The following is a 23,676-nucleotide window of genomic DNA, read 5'->3' on the forward strand; positions in this document are numbered from 1 at the left end:
CGATCTCCGCATGGAACAGCTTCTCCAGCGTCTGTCGACATCGAAGCGCGTGACCTGGCTGATGTCGCAGGCCGCGGTGCTGGCCACCGCATGCCTGTACGCGCTGATCCTCGCCCTGACGATGCTGCCCACCGACTGGGCGCACTACGACGGCCTGTTCCGGTTCCCCGACATCGAGCCCTTCCAGATGCTCGGTCTCTGCGTCGTGCTCGCCCTGCCGGTGCTCCTGGTGCGCCGTCTGCCGGCGGCGGTCTTCGCCGCGGTCCTGGGCGAAGCGGTCCTCGGCGATCTCTTCGGCGCGCGGCCCTTGATCGTGTTCGTCCTGCTCGTCGGTCTGGGCTGGTACCTCGCCGTCCGGCGGCCGAAGGCTGCCGCCCTCGGCTCCGTCGCGGCCGTCGCGGCCGCGTTCCTGAACTGTCTCCACGGCCGCGAGCAGACCGTCGGCGACGCGTCCCAGTGGGCCGGGCAGTTCGCGTTGTGGTTCGCCGTCGCGTGGGTCTTCGGCGGGGTCTACCGCAAACGCGGTGAATACCTCGAAGCCCTGCAGGAGCAGACCGCGGCCCGCGTCGTCATGGCCGAGCGGCTGCGGATCGCCCGCGAGCTGCACGACAGCGTCGCGCACAGCATCGGGATCATCACGGTGCTGTCGGGAGCGGCGGCGCGGGTCGTGGAGACCAAGCCCGAGCAGACGCGGCAGGCGCTGACCGGCATCGAGACCACCAGCCGGGAGACGCTGCTGGAGCTGCAGCGCATGCTCGGGGCGCTCCGCCGCGCCGAGCCGGACGACGCCACGCCGCAGGCCGCTCCGCTGGCGCCGGCCGGCAGCCTGGCCGACGTCCCGCAGCTCGCCGAACGCACGGCCGGCGCCGGGGTGCGGGTTCAGGTGACCTGGCGGGGTGAGCGGCGTCAACTGCCGCCGGAGATCGAACTGTCGGCGTTCCGGATCATCCAGGAGTCGGTGACGAACGTGGTGCGGCATTCCAGGGCGCGGATGTGCCGGGTCGCGGTCGGCTACGAGCCGGAAGGGGTGACGATCGAGGTGGTGGACGACGGGGACGACGGTCTCGGGGGGCCGGGCCGTCCGAGGCCCTCCGCGGCCGGCGGGAGCGGCTTCGGCCTGCTCGGCATGCGCGAACGGGTGACGCTGCTGTCCGGCCAGTTCAGCGCCGGCCAGCGCCCGGAGGGCGGATTCCGGGTGACGGCGAGGCTCCCGGCATGAGCGTGCGGGTACTGCTGGCCGACGACCAGCCGCTGATGCTGGTCGGGCTCGGGATCCTGATCGGCGACACCGACGACCTGGAAGTGGTCGGCCAGGCCGGCGACGGCCGCGAGGCGGTGCGCCTGGTGCGCGAACTGCGGCCGGACGTCGTGGTGATGGACATCCGGATGCCGGGCGTGGACGGGATCGAGGCGACCCGGCAGGCGACCGCCGAGCCGGACCCGCCCAAGGTCCTGGTGCTGACGACCTTCGACCACGACGAGTACGTCTACGGCGCACTGCGCGCCGGGGCCAGCGGATTCCTGCTCAAGAGCATGGCCCTGGACGCGATCCTGGAAGCGATCCGCGTGGTGGCCGCGGGCGACGCGCTGATCGCGCCGAGCGTGACCAGACGGCTGATCGCGGACTTCGCCGGAACGTCCGGCCCCGCGGCCCCCGGACCGGACGCCGGGCCCGCCGTGGACCCGAGTCCCCTCGCGGGGATCACCGACCGGGAGCGCGAGGTGCTGGCACTGGTCGGACAGGGACTGTCGAACACCGAGATAGCGGAGCGGCTGGTGATCAGCGCGGCGACCGCGAAGACCCATGTCGCGCGGCTGTTCGCCAAGCTCGAAGCCCGGGACCGCGTCCACCTGGCGATCATCGCCTTCGACACCGGACTCGTGCCGCGCCGACGGTAGGGCGGACGGCAGGGGCGGACGACAGGGGCCGGACCGGAAGAACGACCGCGACCACGGGTCCGCTCACGCCGCCGTCCCACCAGCACGCTGACCAGCCCGTTCAGGATGGCGCGAGCGCACTGTTCCAGGTGCGTTCACCGAATGCTCGCCCGACGTCTTGTGCGGTGTGCGGGCGGCGACGTTGGATGGACGACATTCCGCCGTCCGTCGCGTTCACGTCACCTGTCACGGAGCCCCGATGCCCCTGTCGTCCGTCCGCCACGCCACCCGCAAGGCCGCCGCGGTCTGCGCGGCCGCCGCCGTGCTCGGCACCGTCGCCGCCGCCCCCGCCACGGCCGCCACCGGCGTGGCGGCCGGGAGCGCCCCGGTCACCGCGCCCGCCCTGGACGTCCTCACGTACAACGTGTTCCTGATGAGCAAGTCCCTCTACCCGAACTGGGGTCAGGACCACCGCGCCCAGGCGATCGCCGCCGCGGACTTCTTCCAGGGCCACGACGTGGTCGTGCTCGAGGAGGCCTTCGACAACGCGGCCTCCGACGCGCTGACCGCCGGGGCCTCGGCCGCGTACCCGTACCACACGCCCGTGGTGGGCCGCTCCACCGGCGGATGGGACGCCACCTCCGGCAGCTACAGCTCCACCACCCCCGAGGACGGCGGCGTCACGCTGCTCAGCAAGTGGCCGATCCTGCGCAAGGAGCAGTACGTCTTCAAGGACGCCTGCGGATCCGACTGGTGGTCCAACAAGGGCTTCGTCTACGCCGTGCTGAACGTCAACGGGCTGCGCACCCACGTGGTCGGCACCCACCTGCAGTCCACCGACTCCGGTTGCTCCAGCGGCCAGCCGGCCGACGTCCGGGCCAAGCAGCTCACCGCCATGCGGGACTTCCTGGACGCGAAGCGGATCCCGGCGGACGAGCCGGTGCTGCTCGCCGGCGACCTCAACATCGACTCGCACGGCTCCGAGTACCAGGCCCTGCTCGACAACGGGAACCTCGCCCCGGCCTCCGCCCGCACCGGCTGGCCGTACTCCTTCGACACCGCGGACAACTCCATCGCCGCCTACCGCTACCCGGGCGAGCCCAAGGAGGACCTGGACTACGTGCTCTACCGGGCCGACCACGCCCGGCCGCAGCAGTACACCAACCAGGTCGTGCGCACCCACAGCGCGCCGTGGACGGTGAGCAGCTGGGGCAAGAGCTACACCTACACCGACCTCTCCGACCACTACCCGCTCGCCGCGCACTGAGCCGGGCGCGGGCCGTCCGCGCGCTCGCCCTGTCCGCGTCCTCGCCCCCGCCGCGTCAGGGTCCGGGCGCGGGTGCGGGAAACCGGGGTGCGGCGGCCCGCGCCGGTCTGGGACCATGCCGGGATGTCCCAGCTCCTGGAGGCCATGGTCCTCCGTCACACGCACCGCGTCCCGGTGCCGCCCGGCCCGGCGGGCGAAGGTGCCGCCGCGGCGCGGCAGTTCGACTCCGCACTGATGTCCGTGGGCTTCAAGCTGTCGGCGGAGCTGCTGGAACGGCTGTCCGGGACGGCCGAGGAGGCTGTCCGCGAGACCGCCGTGCGCACCCTGGCGACCGTCCGCGCCATGGTGGGCGACCACGTCGCGCACAACGTCTACTTCGTCGACTTCCCGAGCCACGTGCCGGACACCCTCGACTTCTGGATGCGGTGCATCGTCGGCGCGCTCGACGACCACGCGTCACGCGAGGGCGTGCTCGCGCAACTGAGCACCGGCACGGTCGACCTGCTGACCCTCCCCGGGTACGGCGTCTACGGGCACGCGTACGCCGACGTGCTCGCCGCCCACGACGAGCTGATCGCCGCCGCCGGCGACCGGCTGACGGTCCTGCACCTCGGTGGCGCCCCGGACGACGAGGTGACGGCGCTCTACCTGGCCCTGGCCGGCAGCGCCAGCCCGCTCGGCGAGGAGCACCTGCGCGACCTCGGCGTGCTCGCCGGGCACTGCGTCGCCGGCCCGCAGCCCGCGGAGATACCGGTGCGGGAGAACCGCGCCGTCGTCAACCGCGTGCGCCTCGACGCCGGCGCGGACCTCCTGCTGGACACCGTCACCGACGTGCTCCGGCTGGCCTGCGCGCTGTCCGGGGGCGACGTCACCCTGGTCGAGCCGACCAGGTTCCGGTCGATGCCCCGCCCCGTCCGCCGCGCGCTGCTGGCCGGCCTGGACGCGGTGGTCGCCGCGGCACCCGCCAAGCTCGCCGACGTCACCGCGCACCGCGAGGCGTTCAAGCGGCTCGGCGAGCGCCTGCACCCGCACGAGCACCCGCGCTGGCCGCACGCCGCCGAGGTGTTCGCCGTCGCCCGGGGCGAGCGGGCGGCCCGCTCCCTCGACAGCCTGGTCCAGGAGCTGCTCGGCGCGGGCGACGTCACCGGAGCGGTGCGACTGCTGGCCGCCGCCCCCGGCCGGCTGTTCCGCGCCCTGGACCACCTGCTGCGCGCCTGCCGCACCCGGGACGAGCGGGACGCCGTGGTCGCCGCCGTCGAGCGGGCCGCCCCGCAGGTCTCCGGCCGGGTCCTCCTCTCGCTCCGGGAACACCTGCAGAACCGCACCGGGGCGACGGACGGGCGCCGGCTCTTCGTGAACCGGCTCGGCCGCGCCTGGGCCGCCGCGGACACCCGCGTGCCGCTGCCCGAGCCCGAGCGCAAGCGGCTGATCGAGGCGCTGGACGCGGAGACCGGCCGCCGGCTGCCCGCCCCGGGGCACCTGCTCGTCGACCCCGCCGTCCTCGACGTCGCGCTGCCGCTCAGTGGCCGGGCGACGACCGGCGGCCTCGGCGTGCTGCCGCGCGGCTCGCTCTCCCCGGTCGACGGTGAGCTGCTGCGGTTCTTCGTGTACTGGAAGCAGACCAGGAAGAGCACCGACTTCGACCTGTCCGCGCTGATGCTGGACGGCGCCTACCGGACGGTCTGCTGGCTGTCGTACACCACGCTCACCCAGGTCGAGGGCGAGCACTCCGGCGACATCACGGACGCCACCCACGGCGCCTCGGAGTTCATCAACCTGCGCCTGGGCGCGGTGCGCGGCTCCTTCATCGTGCCGCAGGTCAACATCTACGACGGTGAGGGCTTCGAGGAGGTCGAGGAGTCCTTCTTCGGCTTCATGCTGCGGGAGTCCGAGCAGCAGGGCATGCCGTTCGAGGCGCGCACCGTCCGGATGAAGTCGGAGTTGCGCGGCCCGGGCCGGGTCGCGCTGCCGCTGGCGTTCCTGCGCGACGGGGACGGCCGCTGGCACGCCAAGTGGCTGCACCTGTACCTCCGGGGCACCCCGAGCGCCAACCAGGTCGAGGGGAACCGGGTGTCGGTGGCCACACTGCTGCGCGGCATCGTCGAACGGGACTTCCTGACGGTCCGTCATCTCGCGGGCCTGCTGGGCGAGCGGGCCGCGTCCACCACGCTCTGGGACGGCGGGGCGGTGCCGCCCGGCCCCGTCACCTACGTCGGTCTGGCGCGGCCGGAGGGGCTGCACCCCGACTCCGTGGTGGTCACGCCGGAAAACCTGCGCGACCTGATCCCCGCCTGACTGCTACGGTGGACCTCGGTGAGGCCATGAACGGGCTTCCTTCTCACTCCACTTGAACTAGTCCGTTCGCTTTCCTCGCCCTCGACGCACGCCGGGGGTGCCGCCACGGCACCCCCGGCGTCGTCGTTCCGGGTGTGTTCCGGATGGCCGGTGTGTTCCGGCCGGACGAGCACGGCCGGCGCGCCGGCCGCGGGCTCCCGCCGGTCAGTCCACCGGCCCGGGCCCGTCGGCCACTTGACGCCGCGGCCGGGGTGGCACGGCACGGCCCCGCGGTGGCCGGAGAACGGTGCCGAAACGGGCAGACGCGGAGAAGCGCCCGCCCCGCGGCTGCCCCTAGCATGGGCAGTATGGACATCACCATCTTCACGACCGTCCTCCCGCACGACGACCCCGACGCGTCGCTGCTCTTCTACCGCGACACCCTGGGGTTCGAGGTCCGCAGCGACGTCGGACACGGCAGGATGCGGTGGATCACCGTCGGCCCCGTCAACCAGCCCGGCACGTCCGTCCTGCTGGCGCCGCCGGCCGCCGACCCCGGGATCACCGAGGACGAGCGCCGCACCATCGCCGAGATGATGGCCAAGGGCACCTACGGCTGGATCCAGCTGGCCACCCCCGACCTCGACGCCACCTTCGAGAAGGTGCGGGCCAGCCGGGCCGAGGTGGTCCAGGAGCCGACCGACCAGCCCTACGGGGTCCGCGACTGCGCGTTCCGCGACCCCGCCGGCAACATGATCCGGATCCAGGAGGTGCGCTGAGCCCGACACCGGCGCGGACCGGCGGGCACCCCGCCGCCGAGCAGGAAGTCACCCCAGGCACGTGTCGACGTCGACGAGAGGAGTTCTGTCATGTGTCACCCCGGGTGGGGGCGCGCCCGCGCCGCGGCGCAGCGCCTGAACGACCTGGCGCTGCTGCGCCGCGTCCGTGACCGGATCGATCGGGAGTACGCACAGCCCCTGGACGTCGAGGCGCTCGCCCGAGGCGCCGGGATGTCGACCGGGAACCTGAGCAGCGCGTTCCGGCTCGCGTACGGCGAATCGCCGTACGGGTACCTGATGGCGCGCCGGATCGAGCGTGCCGCGGCGTTGCTGCGGCGTGGTGAGCTCAGCGTCACCGAGGTCTGCTCCGCGGTCGGCTGCTCGTCGCCGGCCAGCTTCAGCGCGCGCTTCACCGAGCTGGTCGGGATGTCCCCCGGCGCCTACCTCCGACGCACGTCGGGCGGCGCGGCGCAGGGGCCGGTACGGCTGCCCGCGCAGTCGGCGAGACCGGTCAGGAATCGAGAAGCGCCGGTCAGCGGGCTGCAACTAGCTTGATGGACATGACCTCCATCGAAAGCATCATCCTCGAGGCCGCCGACCCCACGGCCGCCAAGCACTTCTACACCACCGCCTTCGGCCTGGACGCGCAGCTGCGGGTGCAGGGCATCCAGGCCCCGACCGACGGTTACCGTGGGTTCACGCTCTCGCTCACGGTGGCCCAGCCGGGCGACGTCGACAGCCTCGTCGGCTCCGCCCTGGAGAACGGCGCCACCGCCCTGAAGCCCGCCGCGAAGTCCCTCTGGGGCTACGGCGCCGTCCTCCAGGCCCCGGACGGGGCGATCTGGAAGATCGCGACCTCGGCCAAGAAGGACACCGGCCCGGTCACCCGGAAGATCGACCAGTTCGTGATCCTGATCGGCGTCGCGGACGTGGGCGCGAGCAAGCGCTTCTACGTCGAGCAGGGGCTCACCGTCGCGAAGAGCTTCAGCAAGATGTACGTGGAGTTCGACGGCGGCGGGGGCGCGGTCAAGCTCGCGCTGTACCGGCGTCGCGCGCTCGCCAAGGACGCGGGCGTCTCCCCGGAGGGCGACGGGCCGCACGGCCTCGTGATCGGCAGCTCCGGCACGTCGTTCACCGACCCCGACGGGTTCGCCTGGCAGCCCGCCGCCTCCCTCGCGGCCGCGTCCTGAGGTGCGACCGCCGTCCCTCCGGTCGTCGGGCCACCCGGCCCGGTGCGGTGCACCGGGCCGGGACCGGCACCGGCTGGGGGCTTCGGAGTGGCGCGGGGCCGTAGGAGCGGGCCGCCGCGCGGCTCAGGCGAGGCCGAGGACGGACAGGGCGGTGGTCCAGTCGGTGGCGATCGCCCGCTGGGCGGGCACCAGGTCCACCTGGTGGTTGCAGACGGCCCGGTAGAGCTTGTACTCGACGGAGTCCTTGTCGAGGGACGTCCCGTCGCCGGAGCCGGTGGCGTAGTGCGGCTCGGGCCACAGGTTGCGCGGGTCGGTCGGGTGGCCGCCGAGCGACAGCGGGATGAAGTGGTCCTCCTCGTAGTCGGCGGTGCTGGTGTCGGCGTAGCCGTACTGGGCGATCTGCTGGACCTTCAGCCGGTTGGTGTAACTGGTCGAGGGGCGGATCGAGGTGCTGTAGCCGCCGACGCAGATGGTGTCGTCGATCGTGTCCTGGGTGACGTCGGGGTTGGTGGCGCCGGGCGTACAGGCCGGGTCGGGCAGCGGCAGGTAGGCCTGCGAGCAGGTGGCGGCCGTGGCGGCGCGTCCGGCGGTGTGGGCCGCGGGGGCGGCGTGTGCGGTGCCGCCGGTGGCGAGGGCGGCCGCGGCGAGCACGGCGGTGGCCAGGGCGGGGGCGAGACGGTGGGGGCGAGGCATGGGGGCTCCCTGAAGGGGCTCGGCTCGGTCGGCCAAGCGGTGTGTCCATGCCATCACCCGTCGGTCTATGCGGGTAGACCGGAAGTGGTGAATATTTGACCAAGCGTCAGTCAATGATCCTTTGGGTGTTCTTGGCTTGACGGGGCAGGGCAGTGCGGTGCCCGCGCGGCGCCGGTCGGCCCGGGTGGACGGGCGGCGGTCGGCCGGGTGGCGCGCGGCTCGACGGGCGGTGAACGGGTGGGTGGCTCCGGTCCCGACGGGTGGTGAGGACGGACGCCGGACGCCGCCCCACCCGGTACGGGCGGGGCGGCGTCCGGCGTCCGGTGAGCGCCGAGCGGCGTCAGAACAGCGGGAGCCGGCGCAGGAAGACGTCCGTCACGCCGTTGGTGTCGCCCGGGGCGAGCGTGCCGTCCTCCGAGGTGAACAGCACCGTGGTGCCGAGGGCGTCGACGAAGGGGTCGTCCGAGGCGCCTGCGGTCTGCGAGCCGTCGCCCGCCACGCTGACCCGCTCGGTGCGGCCCGTCCAGAGGTCGCGCCGGAAGACGTCCCGGGTGTTGTTGGTGTCGCCGGGCACCAGGTTCTCCGCGGCGGAGCCGAAGTAGACCCAGTGGGCGTCCGCGGTGATCTGCGCGCCGAGGGAGTCGGCGGTGGTCGTCGTGCCGGGGAGCCCGGCGCTGACGAGGGTCTCGGTGCCGCGCTTCAGGTCGCGCGCATAGACCTCGTAGTGGCGCGCCCAGGGGTCGCCACCGTCGTTGACCAGGGTGGAGAAGACGGCGTACCGGCCGTCCGCGCCGAGCGCGGGCCGGGCCGCGCCCCGGTAGCCGCCCGCGCCGTCGGGGCTGGCCAGGACGGTCTGCTCGGCGCGGAGGTCGCGCACGTACAGGGGGTAGAGGCGCGGCTTCAGGATCGCCGCCCCCCGGTCGTGCCGGAAGGAGTCGCGGACGAACTCCTCGTCGGAGACGGCGTCGAGCCGGGCGGTGGCCTCGGCGGCGAGGGCGCCGGGCCGGCCCTGGCCGATGATGTTGGTCGCCTTGGAGACGAAACCGACCGATCCGCCGTCGGCGCTGATCACCGGTTCGGCGGAGGAGGCGTTCGCCTCGGCGCCGTCCGCGCCGAGGCTGACCACCCTGGTTCGGCCGGTCCAGCGGTCGGTGACGTAGATGTTGCCGCCGGTCCAGGTGACGGTGCCGGGCGCCAGGTCGGAGCGGTTGGACTGGTAGGCGACGTACCGGCCGTCCCAGCTGATCGACGGGTGGCCGGACTGGCGGTCGGTCTGCGGCACCGCCGGGCCGTGGCCGGTGGAGACCAGCTCGGTGCTCCCGGTCCAGCGGTCGTGGACGTAGACGTCCTCGAAGCCGAGGTTCCCGCCGGGGGCGAGGTTGGTCGCGTAGGAGCTGAACGCCACGTAGCGGCCGTCGCCGCTGATCGCGGCGTCGTAGGAGTGGTCGCCGGCCTGCGCCCCGCCCGGGCCGGTGTTGACCCGCTCGGTGCGGCCGCTCCACGCGTCGCGGACGAAGACGTCGGACTTGCCGTTGGAGTCGCCCGGCACCAGGTTGGTGGCCTCCGACGTGAAGACGGCGAAGCGGCCGTCGGCGCTCAGCCCGGCGGCGTACGAGGCGCCGTCGGGCTGGGCGGCGCCACCGGGCGCGGACTGGCCGAAACCAACCGACACCCGCTCGGTGCGGCCGCGGGACGGGTCGGCCCCGGCGGGCGTCGCGGCGGTGACGGCGGCCAGCGCGGCTGCCGCCAGGACGCAGGCCGCGCGCAGCAGGCGCGGCACGGAGGTCGTTCGGGTCATCTGTCGTCCCTCCCCTGGGATCGCGCCGGCTCGCGTCGACCTCCCCGTCGGGCGCACCGGCGGCCGGCTGGATGGCCGGCTCCGGCCGAGCCAACCGTCGCCGGCGTCCGCGGTCAACGGGTGCGGCGGCGGCAGCGGCGGATTCGCGTCACCGGGCGGGGAGCGGGCGGGCGGGGCAGGTGCGCGCCCTGCTGCCGGCGGGGTTCACGGGGGCGCGGCTCACGGTGCGGGGTCCGGGGTGGGATCCGGCGAGGGGCGCGGTCCTCGCCGGGATCCGGGGAGGGCTGCGGCGGGGTGGGCGGCTGTTCCGTGGTGCGCCGGTCGTAGCGCCAGAGCGCCGGCAGCGCCGCCGCCAGCACGGCGGTGCCGCCGAGGCAGAGCAGCCCGCCGATGCGCAGCGCGGCGCGGACGCCCTGGTGGGCGGCCAGGCCGCCCGCCCGCAGGTCCCCGAGGGCGGGCCCGGCGGAGCCGATCAGCATCTCCAACCCGGCCGTCCGGCCGCGGAGTTCGTCCGGAACGGACTGGTTCCAGATGGTGCTGCGGAAGGTGTCGCCGATCTGGTGGGCGCCGCCCGCGACCAGCAGACAGAGCAGGACGCCCCACAACCCCGGCGCGAGGGCGGCGGCCGCCGTCGCGGCGCCGACGAGTGCGGCGGAGCACAGCACGAGCCGTCCGTGGCGGTGCACGCGCTCCGTCCAGCCGCCCGTCGCCGCGGCGAGCAGGGCGCCCGTGGCGGAGGCGGAGTAGAGCAGGCCGAGCGCCCACACCGCGTCAAGCTCGGTGACGAGGAAGGGGAACAGTGCCGTCGGCAGGGCGCAGGCGGTCGCCGCGAGGTCGGCCAGGTAGGTCCCCACCAGGTCCGGCCGGCGGGCCGCGTACCGGGCGCCCGCGGTGAACTCCCGCAGCCGTGGCGCCTCGGCGTCCCGCAGTGAGGGGACCGGCCTGACCCGGATGAGCAGGAGGACCGACACCAGGAAGGTGGCCAGGTCCACCAGGTAGGCCGCCGGGACGCCGGCCGTCGCGATCAGCGCGCCTGCGGTCGCGGGCCCGGCCAGTCCGGCGATGCTCCAGCGCAGCGAGAGCAGGGATCCCGCCGCGACCAGCTGCTCGTGCGGCACCAGCCGGGGGACCATCGCCTCCGCGGAGGGCTGCTGGAGGCCCTGCAGCGCCGCCGCGAGCCCGGCGGCGGCGTACAGCGGCCAGAGCGCCGGGCTGCCGAGCAGGGCGTTGACCAGCAGCAGTGCGGTGAGGGCGGCGAGCGCGAGCTCGGTGGCCAGGGCGACGGAGCGGCGGTCCGCGCGGTCGGCGAGGACGCCGCCGTAGAGGCCGAAGACGATGGTCGGGGCGAGCTCGACCGCGCCGACCGCGCCCACCGCCAGCGGTGAGCCGGTGAGGTCGGCGATCTGCAGCGGGATCGCCGTCATGGTGAGGACGGAGCCGAGCAGGGTGACCGTGCCGGCCGTCCAGGTGAGGCGGAAGTCGCGCGAGGAGCGCCAGGGTGCGGTGTTCGGCAGCAGTCGGGACCGGGGGCGGTCCGTCCCGGTCGTCGTGGGGTCCGTTCCGGTGGTCGTGGGGTCCGTTCCGGTGGTCATGGGCGGGGTCGGGTCCCTTCGCGGGGCGGTCGGCGGCGACGGCCGCGTGCGCGCCGGCGACGACCGTCCTTATCACTGATAAATTCCGGTTCCGGAACTTATCGGCGATAAGGTGGCCTGGGCAAGCGGTTTACGGCCCCTCTGGTGGGACGGGCGGGCCGTCCGCCGGCGCGGCCGACGGAATCGAGCGGAAGGGCGGCGGGCATGGCGCTGCAACGCGACGACGTGGTGCGCACCGCGCTGCGCCTGCTCGGCGAGGAGGGCATCGACGGGGTCACCACCCGGCGGCTCGCCCGCGAACTCGGCGTCCAGTCACCGGCGCTGTACTGGCACTTCAAGAACAAGCGGGAACTGCTCGACCTGATGGCGGAGGCCATGCTCGCCGAGGCCCTGCCGCCGGACCGCACCCCCGACCCGGAGCACTGGCCGGACTGGATCGCCGCCGACGCCCGCGCCAAGAGGACCGCCCTGCTCGCCTACCGCGACGGCGCCCGGGTGCACGCCGGCACCCTGCCCACCGAGGCCGAACTCCCCGCCGTCGAAGCACAGCTGGGATCCCTCTGCCAGGCCGGCCTGCGGCCCCGCACCGCGCTGCGGCTCCTGCTGACCGTCGACCGCTACCTGATGGGCTGGGTCACCGAGGAACAGGCCTGGCGGCAGGACGCCGCCGACCGGGCCCGACCGGCGTTCACCGACGAGGCGCTCCGCGGCCTGCCGCTGCTCCGCGAGGCGGCCGAGGTGCTGCGGATGACCGACCACGACGCCGACTTCGAGTACGGACTGCGCGTCCTGATCGAGGGCTTCCGCGCCGAGATCGCGCGCGAGTCGGCGGACGGCGGATCCGGAGCCGGCGGCGGGTGACCGGCAGCGGGTGACCGGCAGCGGGTCAGGAGACCGCCTCGGCGCATCCACTAGCGTGGGCCGCATGACCACACTCGACCCCGCTCGGACGGCGCTCGTCCTGATCGACCTGATGGACCGGATCGTCGCCAACCCCCTGGGCCCGCGCCCGGGTTCGGAGGTCGTCGCGGCCTCCCTGCAGCTCGCCGAGGCGTTCCGTGCCGCGGGCGCCCCCGTCGTCGCGGTGCGCGTCGAACGGCCGAACGTCGCCGAGCAGCCGCCCGGCAGTGCGCTCGTCACCGAGGTCGAGGCGGTCGCCGACGAGGTGGTGGTCAAGCGCACGATCGGCGCCTTCCACGGCACCGGCCTGCACGAACTGCTCCGGCAGCGCGGCGTGGACACCCTGGTGCTGGGCGGCATCGCGACCAACCTCGGCGTGGAGTCGACCGCGCGTGCGGCCGACGACCACGGCTACCGGCTGGTCTTCGTCGAGGACGCGATGAGCGCGCTCACCGCGCAGGAGCACCGGGCCTCGGTCGAACTGGACTTCCCGCGCCTCGGCGAGGTGGTCGGGCTGGCGGAGGTGACGTTCGGCTGACGGGCGGTCGGAGCCCCCGTGACACGCTCGACTCCCGCGGGCCCGGATCTCTCTGGTGGCGCGCCGGACGCAGCCCTATGCTCGCGCTGTGACCACCGAGTTGATCGTCCCCGGGGCGGCGCTCGCCCTCAACGGGCTCGCCACCGCCTTCGACGTCCGTCATGCCGCCAAGTGGTGGCAGCTGATCAACCACCAGTACCGCGGCGCCGATGTGACGCTGCGGACGATGAAGCGCATCGGAGCGTGTCAAGCCGCACTCGGCGCGGTGGGCGTGACTCTCGGGCTGGTGTCCTGACGGCCGGGTCGCGGATCTCCTCACACCGCGGGCCCGGGCTCTGTCCCGCCTCCTGGAGCACGCTCAGGGGCGGTGCGCGTGCAGGGCCTCGCGCAGCCGCCCGCCGGAGGCGGTGAGGCGTCGGGCGGCGGTCGGGGCGTCGACGTCCGCGAGCAGGACCAGGATCGCGTCCTTGGCGCGGCCTCCGGTGGCGGCGAGCGCGCGCCGGACCGCCGCCTCGTCGGCGCCGGTGGCCTCGGTGACGATCCGGTGGGCCCGCTCCCGGAGCTTGGCGTTGGTGGCGCGGACGTCGACCATCAGATTTCCGTACGTCCGGCCCAGACGGACCATCACCGCGGTCGACAGCATGTTGAGCACGAGCTTCTGCGCGGTGCCGGCCTTCAGCCGGGTCGATCCGGCCAGGACCTCCGGGCCGACCTCGACCTCGATCCCCAGCTCCGCCGCCGCCACCAGTGCCGAGCCCCGGTTGCAGGCCAGACCGACGGTCAGCGCCCCGGCCGCCCGCGCGGTGCGTACGGCCGCGACCGCGTACGGCGTGCGACCGGAGGCGGAGACGCCCACCACGGTGTCGGCGGGGGTCAGGCCGAGCCCGGCCAGATCGGCCTCCGCCAGCTCCGGGCGGTCCTCGGCGCCCTCGACCGCCGCGGTCACGGCGGCCGGCCCGCCGGCGACCAGCCCGACCACCAGGGCCGGTTCGGTGCCGAAGGTCGGTGGGCACTCGGCGGCGTCCAGCACCCCGAGGCGCCCGGCCGACCCCGCCCCCGCGTACACGAGCCGCCCGCCGTCCGCCATGCGGGCCGCCGCCGCGTCCACCACGGCGGCGATCCGGTCCAGCTCCCCGGCCACCGCGGCGGGGACGGTCCGGTCCTCGGTGTTCATCAGGTGTAGCAGGTCCACGGTCGGCAGCCGGTCGATCCCGGCCCAGTCGGCGCGGATCGTCTCGGTGGGCGGCACGGCGTTCTGGTTCATGCCTGCCAGCGTCCCCGGGGGCGACGACGGCCAATCCGGCCCGGCACCCGGGAGGAGGGCGGCCGGCCCGTCGCCCGCTCCCCACCGGGCGCCCCCGGACGAGGACGCCCGCGATGGGTGCTGGTCGATGCCTCCACCGGCCTCCCCCGCATGGGTGAGGACTGCTCAGGCTTCCCACCGGTGGCACGTTGCCCGGTGGTCCTCCTGCAGCGGAGGTGCCCTCGCCGGCCGGCGGGTGGCCTCGTGGCAGACTCCGCGCATGCTGATGTCGCGATGGCGCCTGCGGGCGGCGGGCAACGAGGACAGGGAGCTCGCGGCCCGTCTTGCGGGGGAAGCCCTGTTCGAGATCCGTTCGCTCGCCGTTCGTGCAGCCCGGCACCCGGACGAAGCACCTGCCGCCGGGGTCGTCGATTAGATCGACGCCTGGGCGAAGTTCTGCACCGAGCTGCTGGCGGCTTCCGGAACACGCCGGCGGCGGCGGTTGGGGGACCTCCGCAGCCCGCGTGAGCGGGCGTTGACCGAGCGACCGATGAGTCACATCTGGAACGTCAGCGGTCCCGAGCGGCGGGCCTGGATCCTTCGCCAGGTCGACCGGAGCGGTCTCGGCTGGACGCCACCGCCGTCTCTCTGACCGTCCGGGGCAGCGGGTGGGCTGCTTCAGCTGTCGGCCTGCGCCGGAGGCGCGGCCGGGGTGGCCGAAGGTGCGAGCGAAGGGGTGGCCGAAGGGGTGGCCACCGGGATGCCCTCCGGTCGGCCGGAGAGGAGTGCGGCGAGGTGGTCGGCGCAGCGGACGGCGGCCTCGGCCATCGCCGTCCGGGTCATCCCGGCGACGTGCGGGGTGAGCAGGGCGTTCGGCAGCCCGAGGAGCGGGGAGTCGAACGCGGCGTGTTCCCGTTCGAAGGTGTCGACCGCGGCGGCCGCGAGCGGGTGCGCCGGGTCGCGCAGGGCCTCGGCCAGGGCCCGCTCGTCCACGATGCCGCCGCGCGCGGTGTTCAGCAGGATCGATCCCGGCCGCAGGAGGGCGAGTTCGCGGCGGCCGAGCAGGCCGCGGGTCTGCGGGGTGAGCGGCACGTGCAACGACACGACGTCGCTGCCGGCGAGGAGGGCGTCGAGGGAGGCGGCCGACCGCACCGGCGGGGCTGGCGGTCGGCGGGAGTGGGCCTGCACGGCCATGCCGAGTGCGCCGGCCCGGGCTGCGAGTGCCCGGCCGGTGCGACCGAGGCCGACGATGCCGAGGGTGAGCTCCGAGAGTTCGCGCGGTGGGGTGGTGGGGGCGCCCCAGCGGCCCTGGTGGGTGGCCCGGTCATGGGCGGGGAGGCCGCGGGTGAGGGTGAGGAGCTGGGCGAGTACGAACTCGGCCACGGCGGCGGCGTTGGAGCCGGGGGTGTGGGTGACGGTGACGCCGTGCCGGGCCGCGGCGGCGAGGTCGACGTGGTCGGTACCGGCCCCGGCCCGGCCGATCACCCGCAGGCGGGCGGGCCGGCCCGGGTCGGTCGCCGCGGCGAGGACGGCGGCGCGCAGGGGCACACCGCCGCGCGACTTGACGGCGTGGTAGCCGGCGCCCCGCCGGAACTCCTCGACCAGGGCGGCCTCGTCGAAGGCGTCGAGGTCGGTGAACCCGACCCGGCCGCCCCAGGCCGCATGGGCGCCCGCCCGGTCGTCGACCCGGCGCAGGTTGAGGGTGACGTCGAGGCCGTGGCCGAGCAGGCGCTCCAGCTCGCGGTGCAGCAGTTCTCCGGGGGCGGCGTCCAGCAGCAGGACGTGCGGTCGGGTCATCGGGCGGGCTCCGGCGTGCGGTCGGGCGCCGTCAGGCCATCCAGAAGAAGACGGCCGTCATCCGCCGTTCCGGCAGCTCGGTGCCGTAGTAGGTGGTCGCGCTGTGGATCAGGTTGGCGTGGTAGAGGAGCAGCTGGTTGTACCGGTTGGGGACGCGGACGTCCTCGGTGAAGTGGTCGGCGGGCACGTGCCGGGTACCGAGCGCCTCCACCAGGTTGTTGTGCGGGGCGTTGACGTGGTTCCCGCCGAGCCGGCCGCCGGGGAACTGCTGCCGGTAGAAGCTGGTGCCGGCGTCCTTGGGTGCGCCGGGGCTGAGGTAGAGCACGGCGGCGTAGCGGCAGAGCGCGCGGGAGTCGGTGTGCGGGCGGGACTCCGACTCCCCGGCGCCGACCACCTGCACGCAGTTGTGGTTGAGCGTGCCCCCGCCCGGGGTGCTCTGGACCCAGAGCCGGGGGGCGCCGGTGGCCTTGCGGACCAGTGCCTCGACGCGGGCCAGTTCGTCCGGCTCCAGCCCGGGCATGGTGCGCAGGCCGGGCCAGGTCTCGGGGCGGTGCGGATAGCCCTCGGTCCAGTCGCCGCGGGACAGGACGCGCTCGCGGACGGCGTCCGGGTCCGTGAGGACGTTGTCCAGGACCCAGTAGTCCCGGCCGCGGGTGGGCTTGCGGTAGGGCAGGACCGGCAGGGTGGTGGGCCTGATGGGCTGTGAGGGCATGGGCCGACGATAGGGGTGGGCATCACCAACCTTCTGCCGTGAGCAGGTCAACCTTTCGTCAAGTGTGGACCGGCGGCGGGCGGGTGCTCCCGGGCAGGTCAGGGGCCGGGGCGGACGGCGAAGGTGCCCAGGGCGCCCTCCAGGCGGTCGAAGGCCCGGACGGCGGAGGGGCGCACCGCGGCCGCGATCGCACCGGCCTCCTCGCCGGCCAGCACGCGGTGGAACACCTCGGTGAACACCGTGCGGTCGACCGCGGCGAGCAGCCCGGCGGCGACCCGGCTCTCGAAGTCGACCGGGGCGCTGCCCGGTATCGCGGTCGAGTCGGTGGCGGCCCCGGTGGCGTGACTCCCGGTGCTGCCGGTGCTGTCGCCGTCGGCGGTGCCGCTTCCGGCGGCGCCGGCCGCCGCCAGCGCCTCGGCGAGGGCGGCCTCGCCCTGCTCGTGCAGCTCGCGCAGCCGGGCGACCAGGGCCGGGCTGTCGGTGATGGTGCGGGCGAAGGCCCGGCCGGAGAAGCCGAGCCGGGGGTCGTGCCGGTCGAGCCCGCCCAGGCAGTCGCGGCGCAGGGCGGCGAGGGCGGACTCGCCGGGCGCCCGCTCGTCGACCGCCCGGGCGAGCCGGCCGACCAGCTCCTCGTGCAGGTCGAGGAGCAGGTCCTCCTTGCGCGGGAAGTGGTTGGTGACGGTCATCTTGGCGACCCCGGCGGCGGCCGCGACCTCCGCGATGGTGGTGCGCTCGAAGCCCTGGTCGATGAAGAGCCTCGTCGCGGCGTGCGAGATCGCCTCGCGGGTGCGGCGCTTGTTGAGCTCGCGCAGGTTCGGGGTCGCCCGGGTCTCGGTCATGGCGGCAGCCTAGCGCGGTTCGCTGGGTCGGGCACAGTAATTAGGCTTGACCCATTCGATGGGTCCGTCCTAAGTTCTTCCCGGGGGGCCGCCCGGCCGCTCGTCCACCGGGGGATCGACCGCCGTTCCGGCGCGCACGATCCCGTCGACCACCGCCCGGGAGGGCCCTTGTTCACCCAGCACCCCGGCGGTCTGCGCCTGCTCACCGTCCACGCCCACCCCGACGACGAGTCCAGCAAGGGCGCCGCCACCCTGGCCCGCTACGCGGCGGAGGGGGTCGACGTCCTGGTCGCCACCTGCACCGGCGGCGAGCGCGGGTCCGTGCTCAACCCGGCACTGGACCGCCCGGAGGTCCGGGCCGACCTCGCCAGGATCAGACGGGAGGAGATGGCCGCGGCCCGGGAGGTCCTCGGGGTCCGGCAGCGCTTCCTCGGCTTCGTCGACGCCGGCCTGCCCGGGCCCGGCGAGCCGCTGCCGGAGGGCTGCTTCGCGGCCCTCCCGGTGGCGGTCGCGGCGGCCCCGCTGATCGCGCTGATCCGGGAGTTCCGTCCGCACGTGGTGGTCACCTACGACGAGACCGGCGGGTACCCGCACCCGGACCACGTGATGACCCACCGGGTCACGGTCGAGGCCTTCGAGGCGGCCGCGGATCCGGGCCGCCACCCGGAGGCGGGGGAGCCCTGGCAGGCAGTGAAGCTCTACTACCACCTGGCCCTGTCCCGGGCCTGGTTCCAGACCCTCCACGACGCCCTGACGGCGAGGGGCATGCCGTCCGGGATGGGCGGCCTGCTGGCCGACTGGCCGGACACCCCGCCCGCCCTCTCCACCACCACCCGGATAGCGTGCGCCGACCGGTTCGCCGTGCGGGACGCCGCGATGCTGGCGCACGCCACCCAGGTCGAGCCCGGGGTGGCCTTCATGGCCCACCCGCGGGACGTCGAGCGCGAGGTCTGGCCGACGGAGGACTACCACCTCGCCCGGAGCCTGCTGCCCGGTGGGGGCGGGCGTGGTCCCTCCGGCTCGGTCGGGGGCCCACCGGTGGGCGGAGCGGTCGAGACCGACCTCTTCGCTGGGATCCGTTCAGGAGGGGAGGATCAGCATTGGCCGTCCGCGAGCACGAAGTAGCCCGGCGCGGTCTGCCGCAACGTGTGGGTGACGAAGGTGTTCCAGAGCCCCATGCCCTGGCCCGAGCCGAGCGCGTAGGTCTGGCCGCCGCTCTGGGTGGCCCGGCCGGCCCGCACGTGGTCGTAGTTGTCGTCGGTGAAGCAGGGGGGTGCGCCGCCGCCGGTGGTTCCGGTCACGGTGGCCGAGCGGGCGCCCACCGCCCCGGCGGCGTCGACCGCTGCGACGGCGTAGCCGTACGCCGTCCCGGGGGCGAGCCCGCCGTCGGTGAAGGACGGGCCGGTGGTGCTGCCGACGACGGCCCCGTCCCGGTAGACCCGGTAGGAGGCCGCACCGCTGACGGCCTGCCAGGCCAGGGTGATCGAGCTCGCCCCGGCGGGGGCGGCGGTCAGTCCCGACGGCGCGGGCAGGCCGGGCGTGGTGGGTCCGCCGCCGTCCAGGCCCCAGAACCGTGCGGTGTGGTAGCTGGAGCAGATCGCGTCGAGGAAGTAGGCGCCCGTCGCCCCGCACTGGTCCGCCGCGGACCCGGGGTCGACGGCGAGTCCGTGACCCATGCCGGCGACGGTGAACACCGCGACGACGGGCCGGCCCGCCGCGTCGGCGTAGTCGTCCTCGGTGGTGCCGCCCGGCAGGCTCCGGGTGCCGGTCGGGCGTCGACCGACGCCCTGGACGTCCGTCCACTGGTCGCGAAGCTCGGTCGCGTTGACCGGTTTCACCACGGTGTCGGCGCTGCCCTGCCAGATCGCGACCCTGGGCCACGGCCCGGAGTAGCCCGGGTAGCCGGCCCGGGCCCTGTCGCCCCACTGGGCCGGGGTGAGCCCCTGGTCGGAGTTCTGGCAGCCGGAGGCGGCGGCCTGGGTGGTGGCGCACCGGGCGGGCAGGCCGGAGTCGATCGCCCCGCCGGCGAACAGGTCCGGGTAGTCGGCCAGCAGGTCGGCGGCCATCCCGCCGCCGGCGGACAGGCCGGTGACGAACACCCGGTTGCCGTCCGAGCCGTAGAGGGACTTCGCCCTGGCGACCATCTCGGCGACGGACTCCGCCTCGCCGACGCCCCGGGCGTCCTTGGCGGCGTCGAACCAGCTGAAGCAGGAGAGGCTGTTGTTGGCGCTTCCGGTCTGGGGGAAGACGACCGCGAAGCCGTAGCGGTCCGCGAACGTGGTCCAACCGGAGTCGCGGTAGTAGTCGGCGGCGCTCTGCAGGCACCCGTGCAGGGCGACCACCAGCGGTGCGCCGGTGGGCAGACCGGCCGGGGTGTAGGAGTACATCGCCAGATTGCCGGGGTTGGCGCCGAAGCCGGTGACCTGCTGGAAGGTCCCGCTCGCGGTGTCGGCGCCGGCCGGGGCGGGCGCCGGGGCGCCGACGGTGAATGCGACGGCCGTCAACAGCCCGGCGAGGACGGGTCGGAGGCGCATGGTGGCTCCTGGGTGGGGGAGGAGTGGGAGCGGCCGCCGTGCAGCGTGCCGTGCCACCCGCCGCGACGCCATGTGACGGCCACCCGGCCTCCACTGCCCCGTCATGGCACCGACCGCCATGGCCCGCACCCGGCCGGCCCGGACCGCGGTGCTCCGGACGGCGACGGGCGGGACTTCGGTGCCCGGGACTCGGGTGCTCCGGGCCACGGTGCTCGGGGCCACGGTGCTCCGGGCCACGGCACTCGGGACCGCGGCGCCGGTTCAGAGCGCGGCGAGGACCCCGCAGAGCGCGAGGAGGCCGCAGATGCCGAAGTTGACCAGCTTGTGGGCGAGGAAGACGGCGGCGAACTCCCGGATCGTCGCGCTCGGCCAGTAGTAGGCGGCGGTCGGCGACCCGAACACGTGCCCGTTGACGCCCGTCTTGCGGGCGGTCAGCGCGGCGCGGAACGCGTGGAAGTTGTTGGTGACCACTACGCAGTGGTAGTCCGGCTTGGCCTGCTCCATGATGGCCCTGCTGAACAGCAGGTTCTCCTCGGTGGTGCGCGAGCGGTCCTCGCGCTCGATGTGCTCGGCCGGGAAACCGCGTTCGACCAGGTAGTCGGCCATCGCGTGGGACTCCGGGAGCTTCTCGTCCGGGCCCTGCCCGCCCGAGGTGATGAGGACGGGCGGGTTCCCGCGCGCCGCCTGCTTGTCGTAGACCTCACGGCCGCGGTCGAGCCGGCTGGCCAGCAGCGGCGGGACGCGCTCGCCGCCGATCAGACCGGAGCCCAGCACCACGACGAAGTCCACGTCCCGGCGCGGTCGGTGGTGGCCGTACAGGAACGCGTACCCGACGAAGCAGAGGAACAGGAAGGAGACGTAGCCGACGACAAGTACGGCGGTTCCCGCCATGATCCCCACACGGGGGGACTTGGTGGCCACGGCCGCGACCAGCAGGGCGATGACGCCGAGGATGCCCACCCCGGCGAGCAGCGACAGCAGGTTGGCGGGCCGCGTCCCCTCCTTGCGGATCATGGTCAGGCCGTTCGAGATCAGGAACCAGACCAGTGCCACGGTGCCCAGCGCCGGGAGCAGGATGATCGCCACGGCTGCCACCTCCGCCACCAGGGTCGGTGCCCTGCGCAGCTCGGCGAGCAGGGTGAGGCAGAGCAGTGTCACGGCGATCCCGAGCAGGACGGCGTTGCTGAACCTGCGGCGGTCGCGCAGTACCCCGATCCCGAAGAGCAGGAAGAACAGGGCTGCTGGGGCATAGGCGATCATGCCTCGTATCGTAGGGTCCCCCCGTTCCCACCCGGCCGGAGACCTCGAACGGCCCTCCCGGCGATGGCCCGTGAGGCCCGTGAGGTGCCTCCCGCCGGCGCGGCCGGTGCGGTCGGGCGCGGTGGCTACGCTACGGGGATGAGTGGTGTGCGGGCGGCGGGTGCCGTCGGGGGTGGCGTCGGTGACACGGCCGCGGACGGGGGCTGGGCCGGCCTGTTCCGGGCGGAGCCGTCGGCGTGCGTGGCCGGGGCGTGGTTGCGGGGGCTGGGCTTCAACACCGGGGCACCGGAGGCGGTGCTGCTCTCGCTGCTGGACACGGGCACGTCGGCGTTCCTGCTGCGGACGAACCTGCCCGCGGGCGTGCTGGACGCCGCGGTCGACCATCCGCTGCGCCGGGTCTGGGGCATGGCGGCGGACTCGGGTCGACTCTCGGACGCGCAGTGGGAGCGGCTGCTGGCCGCGAGACCTCCGGGGGCACTCCGCGAGACCCTGGCGGAGGTGGCGGCCGACCTGCGCGCGGACCGGCTGTGGCGGGCCCGGGTCGGGGTCGGGATCGAGCGGCCGCCGAGCGCCGGGTCGCGGCCGCCCGCGACGCCGGAGGAAATCGCCGCGATGGCGGAGGCCGTGCCCGCGATCGAGCCCGGGCACCGGACGTACGCACTGTGGTGGGTGGCGGCGCTGCACGAGGATCCGGACGCCATGCGGCAGTTGGCGTCCTCGCCGAAGCTCTGGGTCCGCCGCAGCGTGGCCCGGGCACGGCGGCTGCCACCGGACGTGCTGGAACGGCTGGCCCGGGACGAGGACCGGGCCGTGCGGCTGTTCCTCAGCGAGTCCTGCGAGGACGCGCCGGCGGAGGTGCTGCTCGACGTGTGGTGCTGGTGGTCGGGTTCGTTCTCGTTCCCGGGGCGGCCGCGCAACCACCCCAACTTCCCGCGCCACGACCTGCTGCGCTTCGCGGACGCCCCCGAGCCGAGGCTGCGCCTGCTGGCCCTCGACGACCCGTCCTCGACCGCGGCCCTGGCCGAGCGGTTCTGCCGCGATCCCGATCGGGAGGTGCGCGCCCGGGCGGCGCAGGATCCGCGGTTGTCGCCGGAGACCGTGGCCGGGCTGCTCGACGACGCCGACGCCTCGGTCCGGGCCTTGGCCCGTCGGCACCCGGCGCTGCCGACCGCGTGCCTGGTGCCGCTGCTCCTGGACGAGCGGACCGCCGAGGAGGCGGCCGGGAACCCGGCCGTGCCGGAAGCCGTGATGCACCGGATGGTCGCCGTGGCGGCGGCCGTCCGGGCCGGGGCCGCAGCGGCGAAGGCCCCGGCCCCCGCCGTCGTCCCCGGCGTACCGTAAGCCGGCAGGCCGGTCGCGGGTGGCCCGTCGCTCAGTCCTCCTGGGCGGCGAAGCGTTCGAGGGCGGCGAGGACGGCCGTGCGCATGGCGGGGCTGCCGGTGTGCCCGGACTCGTCGACGACGGTGAGGCTGGCGTCGGGCCAGGCCCGGGCGAGCTCCCAGGCGGTGTCGAGCGGCGAGCCGAGGTCGAGGCGTCCGTGGATCAGCTCGCCCGGGATGCCGGCCAGGCGGCCGGCGTCGCGCAGCAGTTGCCCGTCGGCGAGGAAGGCGTCGTGGGCGAAGTAGTGGGCGGTGATGCGGGTGAAGGCCATCAGGTCGTCGTCGGGCCGGTCGGTGTAGGCGTTCGGCTTGCCGAGCGCCTCGTGGGCGATGACGGCGTCCTCCCAGGTGGCCCAGGCGTTGGCGGCGGCGCGCCGGACGGTCTCGTCGGGGCTGTTGAGGAGCCGGCTGTAGGCGGCGACGAGGTCACCGTCCCGGTCCTCGGCGGGGAGGTGCGCGCGGAAGGCCTGCCACGGGCCGGGCAGGAAGCGGGCGACGCCCCGGTAGAGCCAGTCGGTCTCCTCCGGGCGGGTCGTGGTGACGCCGCAGATGACGATCGCGGAGACCCGTTCGGGGTGGGTCTGGGCGTACGCGAGGATCAGCGTGGAGCCCCAGGAGCCGCCGTACAGCAGCCACTTCTCGATGCCGAGGTGTTCGCGCAGCCGCTCCATGTCGGCGATCAGCCGGTCGGTGGTGTTGTGCTCCAGACCGGTCGCCGGGTCGGCGGCGTGCGGTCGGCTGCGGCCGCAGCCGCGCTGGTCGAACTGGACGACGTGGTAGCGCTCGGGGTCGAAGTACCGCCGGGCGCCGGGCTGGTGGCCGGAGCCGGGCCCGCCGTGCACCACCGCGGCGGGCCGGCCGGCGGGGTTGCCGGAGGCGTTCCAGTGGATCTGCTGGCCGTCGCCGACGTCCAGCAGTCCCTGCGCGTAGGGCTGGTAGGGCGGGTAGGGCTCCGAGCGCGGGTGCGGGTGCGGCTCCGGGCGGGGGCGCGGTCCGGGCATGG

The 23,676-nt window shown here is 74.6% G+C and carries 23 protein-coding genes; 13 read left to right on the forward strand and 10 right to left on the reverse strand.

Translation table 11 applies throughout. From position 1 onward, the window contains the following. Window positions 1–10 precede the first annotated feature (10 nt). The 7 genes from ACFYUY_RS26190 to ACFYUY_RS26220 all read left to right on the forward strand — a co-directional run bounded on the left by ACFYUY_RS26190 (window position 11) and on the right by ACFYUY_RS26220 (window position 7,388). Entirely contained in the window at window positions 11–1,219 is a 1,209-nt protein-coding gene (locus ACFYUY_RS26190; RefSeq protein ID WP_387904178.1) for a sensor histidine kinase, read from the forward strand. Further along, the gene (locus ACFYUY_RS26195) at window positions 1,216–1,899 is read left to right on the forward strand and encodes a response regulator (RefSeq protein WP_387904180.1); all 684 of its coding nucleotides are present in this window, start codon (window positions 1,216–1,218) and stop codon (window positions 1,897–1,899) included. The genes ACFYUY_RS26190 and ACFYUY_RS26195 overlap by 4 nt, the downstream gene beginning before the upstream one ends. A gap of 238 nt (window positions 1,900–2,137) precedes the next feature. After that, window positions 2,138–3,145, forward strand: a complete 1,008-nt coding sequence (gene sph, locus ACFYUY_RS26200) for a sphingomyelin phosphodiesterase (RefSeq protein ID WP_387904183.1) — start codon at window positions 2,138–2,140, stop codon at window positions 3,143–3,145. A gap of 123 nt (window positions 3,146–3,268) precedes the next feature. Then, window positions 3,269–5,440, forward strand: a complete 2,172-nt coding sequence (locus tag ACFYUY_RS26205) for a hypothetical protein (protein ID WP_387904185.1) — start codon at window positions 3,269–3,271, stop codon at window positions 5,438–5,440. A 347-nt stretch (window positions 5,441–5,787) separates the two neighbouring features. After that, the gene (locus ACFYUY_RS26210) at window positions 5,788–6,198 is read left to right on the forward strand and encodes a VOC family protein (RefSeq protein WP_360213709.1); all 411 of its coding nucleotides are present in this window, start codon (window positions 5,788–5,790) and stop codon (window positions 6,196–6,198) included. Window positions 6,199–6,288: 90 nt separating this feature from the next. Next, complete coding sequence (locus tag ACFYUY_RS26215; RefSeq protein WP_360213711.1) at window positions 6,289–6,753, forward strand: helix-turn-helix transcriptional regulator; 465 nt, start codon at window positions 6,289–6,291, stop codon at window positions 6,751–6,753. A 5-nt stretch (window positions 6,754–6,758) separates the two neighbouring features. Next, window positions 6,759–7,388, forward strand: a complete 630-nt coding sequence (locus ACFYUY_RS26220) for a glyoxalase (RefSeq protein ID WP_360213713.1) — start codon at window positions 6,759–6,761, stop codon at window positions 7,386–7,388. Window positions 7,389–7,511: 123 nt separating this feature from the next. On the opposite strand, the gene ACFYUY_RS26225 is transcribed toward ACFYUY_RS26220, so the two are convergent. The 3 genes from ACFYUY_RS26225 to ACFYUY_RS26235 form a co-directional block, all read right to left on the reverse strand. Next, window positions 7,512–8,081 carry a hypothetical protein gene (locus tag ACFYUY_RS26225; protein ID WP_387904190.1) on the reverse strand — a complete coding sequence of 190 codons (570 nt, stop codon included), beginning with the start codon at window positions 8,079–8,081 and terminating at the stop codon, window positions 7,512–7,514. Window positions 8,082–8,421: 340 nt separating this feature from the next. Beyond that, window positions 8,422–9,879 carry a TolB family protein gene (locus ACFYUY_RS26230; RefSeq protein WP_387904192.1) on the reverse strand — a complete coding sequence of 486 codons (1,458 nt, stop codon included), beginning with the start codon at window positions 9,877–9,879 and terminating at the stop codon, window positions 8,422–8,424. A 113-nt stretch (window positions 9,880–9,992) separates the two neighbouring features. After that, window positions 9,993–11,471 (reverse strand): MFS transporter, encoded by a 1,479-nt coding sequence (locus ACFYUY_RS26235; protein WP_387904195.1) that lies wholly within the window; start codon window positions 11,469–11,471, stop codon window positions 9,993–9,995. A gap of 204 nt (window positions 11,472–11,675) precedes the next feature. On the opposite strand from ACFYUY_RS26235, the gene ACFYUY_RS26240 reads away from it, so the two are divergent. From ACFYUY_RS26240 to ACFYUY_RS26250, 3 genes are all read left to right on the forward strand, one after another. Continuing rightward, window positions 11,676–12,332 (forward strand): TetR/AcrR family transcriptional regulator C-terminal domain-containing protein, encoded by a 657-nt coding sequence (locus ACFYUY_RS26240; protein ID WP_387904197.1) that lies wholly within the window; start codon window positions 11,676–11,678, stop codon window positions 12,330–12,332. Window positions 12,333–12,396: 64 nt separating this feature from the next. Continuing rightward, entirely contained in the window at window positions 12,397–12,909 is a 513-nt protein-coding gene (locus tag ACFYUY_RS26245; protein WP_387904198.1) for an isochorismatase family protein, read from the forward strand. Between the two features lie 88 nt (window positions 12,910–12,997). Further along, complete coding sequence (locus ACFYUY_RS26250) at window positions 12,998–13,204, forward strand: hypothetical protein (RefSeq protein WP_360213719.1); 207 nt, start codon at window positions 12,998–13,000, stop codon at window positions 13,202–13,204. Between the two features lie 63 nt (window positions 13,205–13,267). On the opposite strand, the gene murQ is transcribed toward ACFYUY_RS26250, so the two are convergent. Then, window positions 13,268–14,173, reverse strand: coding sequence for an N-acetylmuramic acid 6-phosphate etherase (murQ, locus tag ACFYUY_RS26255; protein ID WP_387904202.1), 906 nt, complete (start codon window positions 14,171–14,173; stop codon window positions 13,268–13,270). Between the two features lie 259 nt (window positions 14,174–14,432). Here murQ and ACFYUY_RS26260 point away from each other — a divergent pair, with 259 nt between their 5' ends. Continuing rightward, window positions 14,433–14,588 (forward strand): hypothetical protein, encoded by a 156-nt coding sequence (locus ACFYUY_RS26260; protein WP_387904203.1) that lies wholly within the window; start codon window positions 14,433–14,435, stop codon window positions 14,586–14,588. Window positions 14,589–14,830: 242 nt separating this feature from the next. Here ACFYUY_RS26260 and ACFYUY_RS26265 read toward each other — a convergent pair whose 3' ends face one another. The 3 genes from ACFYUY_RS26265 to ACFYUY_RS26275 all read right to left on the reverse strand — a co-directional run bounded on the left by ACFYUY_RS26265 (window position 14,831) and on the right by ACFYUY_RS26275 (window position 17,500). Continuing rightward, window positions 14,831–15,949, reverse strand: coding sequence for an NAD(P)-dependent oxidoreductase (locus ACFYUY_RS26265; RefSeq protein WP_387904205.1), 1,119 nt, complete (start codon window positions 15,947–15,949; stop codon window positions 14,831–14,833). A gap of 31 nt (window positions 15,950–15,980) precedes the next feature. Beyond that, complete coding sequence (locus tag ACFYUY_RS26270) at window positions 15,981–16,661, reverse strand: DUF6445 family protein (RefSeq protein WP_360213727.1); 681 nt, start codon at window positions 16,659–16,661, stop codon at window positions 15,981–15,983. Between the two features lie 98 nt (window positions 16,662–16,759). Next, window positions 16,760–17,500, reverse strand: a complete 741-nt coding sequence (locus ACFYUY_RS26275) for a TetR/AcrR family transcriptional regulator (RefSeq protein WP_387904208.1) — start codon at window positions 17,498–17,500, stop codon at window positions 16,760–16,762. Window positions 17,501–17,668: 168 nt separating this feature from the next. On the opposite strand from ACFYUY_RS26275, the gene mca reads away from it, so the two are divergent. Next, entirely contained in the window at window positions 17,669–18,625 is a 957-nt protein-coding gene (gene mca / locus ACFYUY_RS26280) for a mycothiol conjugate amidase Mca (RefSeq protein ID WP_387904211.1), read from the forward strand. On the opposite strand, the gene ACFYUY_RS26285 is transcribed toward mca, so the two are convergent. Together ACFYUY_RS26285 and ACFYUY_RS26290 are read right to left on the reverse strand one after the other, a co-directional pair. After that, the gene (locus ACFYUY_RS26285; RefSeq protein ID WP_387904213.1) at window positions 18,595–20,034 is read right to left on the reverse strand and encodes a PHB depolymerase family esterase; all 1,440 of its coding nucleotides are present in this window, start codon (window positions 20,032–20,034) and stop codon (window positions 18,595–18,597) included. The genes mca and ACFYUY_RS26285 overlap by 31 nt on opposite strands. Before the next feature lie 261 nt (window positions 20,035–20,295). Next, window positions 20,296–21,294: a YdcF family protein gene (locus ACFYUY_RS26290; RefSeq protein ID WP_360213735.1), complete on the reverse strand. Its 999-nt coding sequence runs from the start codon at window positions 21,292–21,294 to the stop codon at window positions 20,296–20,298. A 138-nt stretch (window positions 21,295–21,432) separates the two neighbouring features. On the opposite strand from ACFYUY_RS26290, the gene ACFYUY_RS26295 reads away from it, so the two are divergent. Beyond that, entirely contained in the window at window positions 21,433–22,635 is a 1,203-nt protein-coding gene (locus ACFYUY_RS26295; protein WP_387904215.1) for a hypothetical protein, read from the forward strand. Window positions 22,636–22,666: 31 nt separating this feature from the next. On the opposite strand, the gene pip is transcribed toward ACFYUY_RS26295, so the two are convergent. Continuing rightward, window positions 22,667–23,674, reverse strand: a complete 1,008-nt coding sequence (pip, locus tag ACFYUY_RS26300) for a prolyl aminopeptidase (RefSeq protein ID WP_360213739.1) — start codon at window positions 23,672–23,674, stop codon at window positions 22,667–22,669. Between the last annotated feature and the right edge of the window lie 2 nt (window positions 23,675–23,676).

Origin of the sequence: Kitasatospora sp. NPDC004745, from assembly GCF_042873275.1 — a bacterium.
In the GTDB taxonomy this organism is placed as follows: domain Bacteria; phylum Actinomycetota; class Actinomycetes; order Streptomycetales; family Streptomycetaceae; genus Kitasatospora.